Consider the following 1,846-nt stretch of genomic DNA (forward strand, 5'->3'; position numbering starts at 1 on the left):
CGATTACGCACTTGTGCTTCTCTAGTGATTGATTTGTTATTCAGGTCTTTCACAATGGACTTTAACCATATTAGTTTATCAACATGCCGGGCATACCCAGTCGCTGCTGGGCAACGTCGCTAACGCGCCGTCGCCAGAGCTCTACGATCTGCAAAGAAATGAAGACCACTCTCATAGCCATTATCAGCTTTATCGTTGGCTGCGCAGCGACTGGCCTCTTCGTGAGAGAAGGAATGGACTTTCTTGACCAGGAGCAGATCGTGAATTTTCAGCATGCCGAGCTACTGAAAGGAACTCTGGTAGCGAACGGCCAAGACGATAAAGTGATAATGCTTATTCGAAATTACATCGAAGGCGGAATCTGCAGGGATGCTTCAATTCAAACCATATATTCAGAAGAGAAACACAGAAAAAGAATTAGCGAGGAAATCCAGCGATTCTATTTTGCTTTGGACGAACAGCCACCGGATCATGTCAGCAAATGGCTCAAAGACGGAACGCTGACTTACGAGAAAGTCGAGGATGCGTTTTCAGTATCGCGCTTTACGCAGGGGCAGAATGAGAGCGAGATATACGGCACCCAAAAATACAGAAACATAAGCAATGTAGGCTGGAAAGAGGTCGCCGCCACCGCCTATTTGTATGACGCCGAAAACAACTTAGTTGAGAAGAAAGAAATAGAATTGAATGGGGTTGTGAATCCTCAGGATGACGCGATATTCGAGTTTGTCTTCCAGAAACCTAAGCCTGGGCAGGAGTCGTTTTTCCTAGGCTATGAGATTGACGTAACAATAAAAGGCACGAGGGCAGATCAAGACGCAGTGGGCAACGGCTAAAGCCGCGCCAGAGCTACGTTCGATATACAGAAGAAAGAACCCAGATTTTCAACCGCTTATCCCCGCTTATTGAACGCTTATCCAGCACGACGTGTCACAACAAAATAGATTCAATTATAAGCGTAACATTAGCGGTTATAAGCGGTTCCCAGCTTCCGTCTTCATTTGATTACGCCGTGACAAGCTGCTGGCCTCTGGGAATAATTGAATTGAAGAAATCCAGATTCTAACCATCTTTAACCAATCAAACTAAACCAAGAAATGAACACTGAGGCGACAGGACAGGTCGAGTGCATGGGGACTGACCGAGGGTATATCCAGGCGAGAGTGGTCAACTCCGTTCGTGCCTCACTACGTGCCACCTCTTGACGTTGGATGAAATGAAAATTAAAACTCTCACTATAATCGTTTTGCTAGCTGTAGCATTCAGTTGCGCCGAGGAAAAACAGGCGAATCAGAACATTCTTCCTTCATTTTCGGGCATTAGAGGATTCGGAAAGTTCATAATCTTATCGGAGGCTGGAAGCGATACAGGGATGAAGCTAACCCCAGGTGTCGGTGGAGAGAAAATATATGTTAATTTTGTCAAGGCTCGTATTCTAAAGCCAAGTGAATTTGATCAAGTTGTGTTTATGATCAGGGAAGTGAAAGCAGAAGATGAGAATTGGCATCCTATTTTTCAGTCCGACGTCGGAACAATCTATGCATTTTCGGACATGGAACAACGATTACAGTCGTCACATGGTGGTCCGACATTCGAAATCGAGGACTTCACCAACTTAGAAGAAATGATCCAACCAGTCGATCCAGCGAATGCGAGTAACGCCGCCAGTGTTAATCTAAATCAGTCGGCTCGCATCCGCTGATCTCTACGATCAGGGAAGAAAATTGAAAAAGGAAATCCTAGCAGACGTATTTTTTTAACCGCTTATTTACGCTAATGACCGCTTATCCAACCCGACGCTAAGAACGAAAAATGAAACCTCATCATAAGCGTAAATTAGTGAAAA

The 1,846-nt window shown here is 44.9% G+C and carries 2 protein-coding genes; both read left to right on the top strand.

The window, feature by feature from the left end:
• The first annotated feature begins 158 nt into the window (after positions 1-158).
• A complete protein-coding gene (locus QEH52_RS19455) occupies positions 159-836 on the top strand; it encodes a hypothetical protein (RefSeq protein ID WP_308952623.1) in 678 nt (225 codons plus the stop codon).
• Between the two features lie 380 nt (positions 837-1,216).
• A complete protein-coding gene (locus QEH52_RS19460) occupies positions 1,217-1,702 on the top strand; it encodes a hypothetical protein (RefSeq protein ID WP_308952624.1) in 486 nt (161 codons plus the stop codon).
• Positions 1,703-1,846 lie beyond the last annotated feature (144 nt).

The sequence above is a fragment of the Thalassobacterium maritimum genome (assembly GCF_031127805.1).
Lineage (GTDB): Bacteria > Verrucomicrobiota > Verrucomicrobiia > Opitutales > Coraliomargaritaceae > Thalassobacterium > Thalassobacterium maritimum.